The 6,300-nt window shown below is 70.9% G+C and carries 5 protein-coding genes and 1 pseudogene; 4 read left to right on the forward strand and 2 right to left on the reverse strand.

Annotation, left to right across the window (positions count from 1 at the left end):
* Positions 1–48: 48 nt before the first annotated feature.
* Positions 49–1,011: an alpha/beta hydrolase gene (locus ACFYW8_RS40240; protein WP_389090866.1), complete on the reverse strand. Its 963-nt coding sequence runs from the start codon at positions 1,009–1,011 to the stop codon at positions 49–51.
* A gap of 161 nt (positions 1,012–1,172) precedes the next feature.
* Here ACFYW8_RS40240 and ACFYW8_RS40245 point away from each other — a divergent pair, with 161 nt between their 5' ends.
* Positions 1,173–2,171, forward strand: a complete 999-nt coding sequence (locus ACFYW8_RS40245; protein ID WP_389090870.1) for an Lrp/AsnC family transcriptional regulator — start codon at positions 1,173–1,175, stop codon at positions 2,169–2,171.
* Between the two features lie 113 nt (positions 2,172–2,284).
* On the opposite strand, the gene ACFYW8_RS40250 is transcribed toward ACFYW8_RS40245, so the two are convergent.
* A complete protein-coding gene (locus ACFYW8_RS40250; RefSeq protein ID WP_365878671.1) occupies positions 2,285–2,869 on the reverse strand; it encodes a TerD family protein in 585 nt (194 codons plus the stop codon).
* Positions 2,870–3,209: 340 nt separating this feature from the next.
* On the opposite strand from ACFYW8_RS40250, the gene ACFYW8_RS40255 reads away from it, so the two are divergent.
* From ACFYW8_RS40255 to ACFYW8_RS40265, 3 genes and pseudogenes are all read left to right on the forward strand, one after another.
* Positions 3,210–5,030, forward strand: coding sequence for a hypothetical protein (locus ACFYW8_RS40255; protein ID WP_389090876.1), 1,821 nt, complete (start codon positions 3,210–3,212; stop codon positions 5,028–5,030).
* Positions 5,031–5,188: 158 nt separating this feature from the next.
* A pseudogene (locus tag ACFYW8_RS40260) lies at positions 5,189–5,296 on the forward strand (SDR family NAD(P)-dependent oxidoreductase); the annotation flags it as partial.
* Positions 5,297–5,464: 168 nt separating this feature from the next.
* A complete protein-coding gene (locus tag ACFYW8_RS40265; RefSeq protein ID WP_365878675.1) occupies positions 5,465–5,836 on the forward strand; it encodes a BlaI/MecI/CopY family transcriptional regulator in 372 nt (123 codons plus the stop codon).
* Positions 5,837–6,300 lie beyond the last annotated feature (464 nt).

Below are 6,300 nucleotides of genomic sequence, written 5' to 3' on the forward strand. Positions count from 1 at the left end.
GCGGCCGATGCACACCCGCCGCCCGTACGCTCGTCCGGGCACCGCCTGCTACGACGCCGGCTCATGTGTGGTCCGGGGCGGCTCCAGCCGTGTGCCAGGCAGCTGGGGAGGGGTACGCAGATGCTTCTGGAGGAACGCGATCTCCGCCTCGACGGCTTGTTCGTGCGCGTCGAGGAACGGGGCGTAGTGACGGCCTGGGAGGTGAAGCACCTCAGAGTCGGGTGCGTTGCGGGCGGCCCGGATCGCGGGACCGGGAAGCGCGCTCCGGTCCTGGTCGCACACGACCACCAGCAGAGGACATCGGATACGAGGGGCGTGGCGTCCGGGTCGGTACCCGCCGATCTGCAGCGCGATCCGGGCGGCGACCGTCTGCTCCCAGTCCGGGTAGCGGTGGTCGGGATCCAGAGCGAGGTCGCCGTCCATGGCGTCGGGCGTGGTGAGCGAGGCGACGGCCCCGCGCACTCCCGCTGTGGGGACGAGCAACGGCGGTCGCCCGAGGAGGCTGCCGAGCGCGTCCGCGACACCTCGGCCGAAGAGCCGGAGGAACGCGAGAGGGGTCATGGAGCGCAACGCGTGTGGCGCGAGTGCCGGGCCGTCGACGAGCGGTGACTGGGCGATGGCGGAGGCCAGCCGTGGATTGTCGGCCGCGACTTGGAAGATGTGCCCGGCGGCGAGTGAGAAACCCCAGAGCGAGATCTTGTCGGGATCCACGTCGGGCAGTCCCGCCGCGCAGTCGATCGCGGCCTGCCAGTCGGCGCGTTGTTCATCGAAGCGTACGACCTGGCGCGGCACGCCCCCGCTCTCCCCGAACCGCCGGTGGTCGAAGGCGAGGACGGCGAAGCCTGCGTCGTTGAACCGCTGCGCGAAACGGTCCGAGGCCGGCTCCTTCGTCACGGCGGTTCCTCCGGCCATGATCACGCAGCCGCCGTTGGTCCCCGGATAGTGCCATGCGGCGCATGTGGTGTCACCGCTGGTGAAGCGGAGTTTCTTCCGTTCCCTGAGGGCGGGCATATCGGCCTCCGTGGTGGATTCGGTCGTTCCTTCGAGGGCGTCCCTGGCCCGGGTTCGCGGACCCGAGCCAGGGAAAGGAGTGGGTGCGGATGACTTCCATCCTCGGCCGCGGTTAGCGAGACGGGCGTCGCAGAGCGGCGGAATGAGCGAAACTTGTCCCCATGGCACACGTATCGGCGGATTCCGTACTGAGCCTCACCGACCAGCGGCTGGTGGCGGCTCTGCAGTGCGACGGCCGTGTCACCGCGGAACAGGCGGCCCAGGTACTGGGCCTCAGCTCAGCGACCGTGCGCCGCCGTCTGCACGCGCTGAGGGCCGACGGCACCGTGCGTGTGGTGATCTCACCTGTCGCCCGGCCGCGCAACGGCGGCTCTGCGGGGGCGCTGTTCCTGCGCATCCGGGTCCTGCGAGGACGGCTGGACACGATCGTGGCCGCGCTCGCCGCGCGCGACGACATCTCGTTCATCGACGTCAGCACCTCGGGTGACGAGATCTTCGCGGTCGCCCGCACCGAGCCGGGATCGCGTGATCCGCTGGTGTTCCGCCAGCTGCCTTCCACCCAGGCGGTCACGTCCTGGGAGAGCGCCACGGTGCTGCACGTCTTCCGGCTCACGTCCGAGTGGCGCCACGACGTCCTGACGGCACCTGAACGCGTGGCCCTGACCCCGGCCGGGCCGGTCCCCGGCGCGACGTCTTCCGGATCCCCGGGCCCGTACGGCGTCGACACCGATTCCCTGGAACAGTCCCTCATCGACGTGCTCACCCCCGACGCGCGCCTTTCCGCCTCGGAGCTGGCCGTGCGCACCGGACACGCGGAGACCACGGTCCGCCGGCGGATCGCCCAACTGGCCGCACAGGGCCGTCTGATCACCCAGGTCCAGGTGGACTCGCGCCGTCTGGGGCTGCCCATCGAGGCCAAGCTATTGCTGCACGTGGCTCCCGACCATCTGGCCGCCGCCGGGCAGGCGCTGGCAGAACACCCTTCGGTGCACGGGGCGTTCGCGACCACGGGCCCCTCGAACCTTCACGCGGCCGCCTACTTCCGTGATCTGAGAGCCCTCTACGACTTCCTCTCCCGCGACTTGGTCGGCCTCGGGATCACCCGTGTCGAGACGGCCGTCGTGGGCCGCGTCGCCAAACGGGGCGGCGCGGGTGGCTGACGGGCTCCCTGCTTCTTCGGGCTGTCGCCGGCGTCGGGGGCCGGCGACAGCCAAAGCGCGGACCGTTGTCCAAGGAGGTCGGCTCCAGTCGGGTACCGGCCTCGGTCACGGGTCTACTTGCTCAGGGCGAAGCGCATCAGGGCCTGTTCGTCACCCTGCTTGATCTTTCCCGTCACATTGATCACTTCAAGCTTCCAGGAACCGGCGACCCGCACGGCCTTGGCCACGGCGCAGCCGTTGTCCTGGCTGAGCAGGCTGGGCCAGATGTCCGCGACCTGCTGGACGCTGCCGCCGGTCGCGTCGTAGACCTTGAAGCTGATGTTGCGTGCCTTCTGGAAGGAACTTCCCTTCTTGAAGGCGGCGGCAACGAAGACGATCGACGTGATGTGGGCAGGGATGCGTGCGAACTCCACCGAGACGGTCTCGTCGTCGCCGTCGCCGTGTCCGTTCTGGTTGTCACCGCTGTGTATCAGGGAGCCGTTGCCCATGGGGTCGAGGGAATCGAGACCGGCCAAGCGCACCGGGTCCGCGCCGTGCATGGCGACAGCGATCAGGTCGAGGTCGGTGCCGCTCTTGAGGCGGAGCTTGCCCATGACCCCTCCGCTGCTGCCTGCCGTGGGGTCCCACGACACCCCGATGGACAGGTGGGTCACTCCGTCCAGGTCGGCGGGGCCGTCTTCCTTGGTGAGCGTGATCATGCGTGGGCCATCCTCCGGTGAAAGGGACTACAACACGCAGAGTGTGCCTGGCGCTCGAATGGTTCCATCCGCTGGGTCCCGGCGTGCCCGCCGCATGGACGCCTGGGCCCCCGGAACATCCGCCGGCAGATCAGCTCGGCGGGCGGCGGGCGGCGGGCGGCAGGCGGCGGTCCGCCGCCGCACGGCCATCGTCTCGTGGTCCGGGTGGACGTCCATGCGGAACGCGACCAGGTCCGGGTGGATGCTGCGGCCGTGGCAGCCTCACCAATTCCTTCGACATGACGCCGACGGGCTGGCAAACTGCGCACATGACCTACGGAATCGAGTCCCACCTCACCCGGTGAGCGCCCAGGAAGAGCGCGGCGCGCTCACTCCCCCGACCGCTCTGTACGACCAGGCGCTGCGTCTGCTGCGCGAATACCCCGGGGGAGTCCCGCCGCGACGCGGTCACTCCCTGCTTCGCAGGACCGCCAAGGGCGAGAATCCGCTCTCATGGAAAGAGGCGAAGAGCGCCGTCCGGGAAGCGCTCACCCCCCTTCCGGCAGACCCCGCGACCCTGCATCGCCGCTTCGAACGACTCGGCGTTCAGGAACGCCACAAGCACCTGATCGGTTCCGCCGTCGCCGGGCTGCCACTGCGAGCCGGGCAGGTGGACGGGGCCCGCGCCCTGGGACGGGGGCTGATCCGGACCGGTACGACCGCGCTCACCGTCACCGCAGGCATCGCCCTGCTGGGCCGTCTCGGCGAGCCCGAGGACGTCCCGTATCTCTCCGTTGTCGGCCTGTTCCGCGATCTCACCGGCCCGGCGGTCAACGCCCTCGACCTCCTGGACCGCCGATCCGCGGCCGTCCTGTGGCTCGCGGTCCGTGCCGGACGTGACGACCTTCAGCCGCTCGTCCGCGCCCTGTGGACAGGGAACGGGCAGGCCGTCCGTCCGGAGCTGATATCGCTTCCCGCCTCGTGCCGCTCGGTCGGCAGCGCCGTCGCCCGCCGGATCGCGGAGGCCTCCCAGCTGCCCGACCTCCTCCACCACCATCCCTCCGACACCGGCCTGCTCAGCCGCGCGGGCACGCTGCTCGTCCGGATGGGGCGCTCACGTGACGAACCGACCGACCTCCTCTCCTACCGGGACGCGCTCCGCGTGTACGACAGCGTCGTCACCCGCGCCGACATGCTGCCGCCCACCCTCGACAACGCCGCCATGCTGCTGTCGCTCGCCCTGGATCTGAGCAGCGGCACCGGCGTGCTGCTGGACTGGCCGCCCGGGCGGCGCGAGGCACTGCTGGACTCGCTCGGGCGGCTGCTTGCCGAGCCCCGATGGGCGGTGGCGGGCACCGCCGGAAGCGAGGCGGACCAGCGGTCGCGAGCCGACTGGATCCGCCGCACCGGACGGCAGCCGTTCAAGCGCCCGGCCACGCCCGACGAATTCCGCGTCGAAGTGGTGGCCGGTGACCCCGCGGACCGGGAACCCGTCGAGGCACGTGTGCTCATAGACGGCCGTCCGGTGGTTCCGGCGGTGTTCGGCCGCGGGCTCGCCCACAACCCTGACTACCTGCTGGACGAGGGCCGGCTGCGCGCCGGGGTGGAGCCTCGTGAGGTGCAACTCGCGGAGGCCGACTGCACCGAGGGGTGCTGCGGCGCGCTCTACGTCACCATTCGGCGGGACGCGGACCAGGTGGTGTGGGAGAACTGGCGGCAGACCATGCCGGGCTCCCGCGAACCCGCCGCGCGGCTGCCCGCCCACCGGTTCGACGCCCTCGCCTACGACACGGAGATCGCCAGGGCGGAGAACGACTGCTCCTGGTCCTGGAGGGCTCGCACCATCGCCCGCCTGATCAAGGCGGGGTTGATCGAGCAGCCCGAATTGCTGAGCCGATGGGATGTCGACCGAGGCTGGATCAGCAGTGGCTTCGACGACCCCGACACCGCCGTGGTGACCTTCTGGTACGTGCCGGGGCGGGCCTCGGGCAGTCCGGAAGGAGCCGAAAGCCCCCTCCAGTTCCGCTGGGTCGTCCCGGACGACGGCACCTCGCCCGAGACACAGGCCGCAGCCGCCTTGCGCCGGCTGGCAGAAGAGGACCCGAAGTCCTACGCACAGGTATGCGGCGGCAGCCGTGAGCGTGCCGAGGAGCTCGGGTTCCCGTGGCCCGACGGCCTCTGACCGGCTGTCTCGCCTCTGACCGGCCGTCTCGTGGACTTCTTCCGTGGCCCGCAACCGCGCGGGCCACGGAAGAAGTCCACGGTGGCGCCTGCCCGCCGGGCTCCGCGCGCGGACGCAGTCGGTCGACCGAGGCGGGGCGCTTCGCGGGGCAGCGGTCTGGTCGTGGATCCGTCGTGAACATCGGCTCGGTCAACGCCGGGCTCCCGGACCCGACCGTGGTCGACTACAGCGCGGCCAAGGCGGCCCTCGTCAAGTTCTCCAGGGCGCGTCTTGACATGACGTGAGCATGTCAACTTTATGGGTGGAACCCGAGTTCCGTGGCCGGCTGTGAGGACCGCCTTGGATAATGAGGGCGCGGGCGTCGGCCAGGGGCTGTGCCTGAAGGGAGAAGCCGCGTTGCCGCGCTGCGGAGCGCTGGGGGAGGGGAAGAGGCGATGACGGACACGGACGGCGAGCGTCGACCTGCCGGTGAGCTGGAGGCAAGTGTGCTCGCGGCGTTGTGGGCGGCGGACAGGCCGCAGACCGCGGCGCAGGTCAGGGCCGCGATGGCGCAGCCGCTCGCTCGTACCACTGTCGCGACTCTGCTGGCCCGTCTCTGCGAGAAGGGGACCGTCAGCCGCAGCCCCGGGAAGCGGGGGTTCGTGTATTTCCCCGTGGCCGACTCGCACGGGCTGACGGCCCGCCGTATGCACCGTGAACTCGATCAGGACGGTGATCGGAGCAGGGTGCTGGCCCGGTTCGTCGAGGGGCTGAGTCCCGAGGACGAGGTCGAGCTGAAGCGCCTGTTGGGGGAGGGCGGTCAGTGATCGCGCTGCCGCGACCGCACTCGCGGTTCCGGCATTCGGAAGAGGTCGGGCACGCGTCGCGCGTGCCGCTTCGCGGGCTGCCGAGCGAGCGGAAGGAGAAGCCGGCGCGGCCGGCGAACCCGCCGCAGGCCGCGGGCCCCGGGGCTCGGGCCCGAGGCGGCCGACACCTGGGCGGCGAGCGATATCCGAACGGGTGCCGCGGGGCCCGCCGGAGAACGACGAGACGTTCGCCGCAGAGATGAAGACGGCCGGTGATCCGGCAGCCGTCCGCAGCCACCTGGTCCCTGTGGCCGTACTCCCGCGAAGCGGCCCCGCGGACCCGCCGCAGCTGTGGGGTCATGGCGCCGGCGGGCCGCGGAGGGACCAACGGCGGAGTCAGCCGACGACGGTCCAGGTGTCGCCGCCGGCGAGGAGTGCGGCGAGGTCGCCTTTGCCGTTCTGTTCGATGGCGGTGTCGAGTTGGT

Source organism: Streptomyces sp. NPDC002742, from assembly GCF_042888885.1.
Lineage (GTDB): Bacteria > Actinomycetota > Actinomycetes > Streptomycetales > Streptomycetaceae > Streptomyces.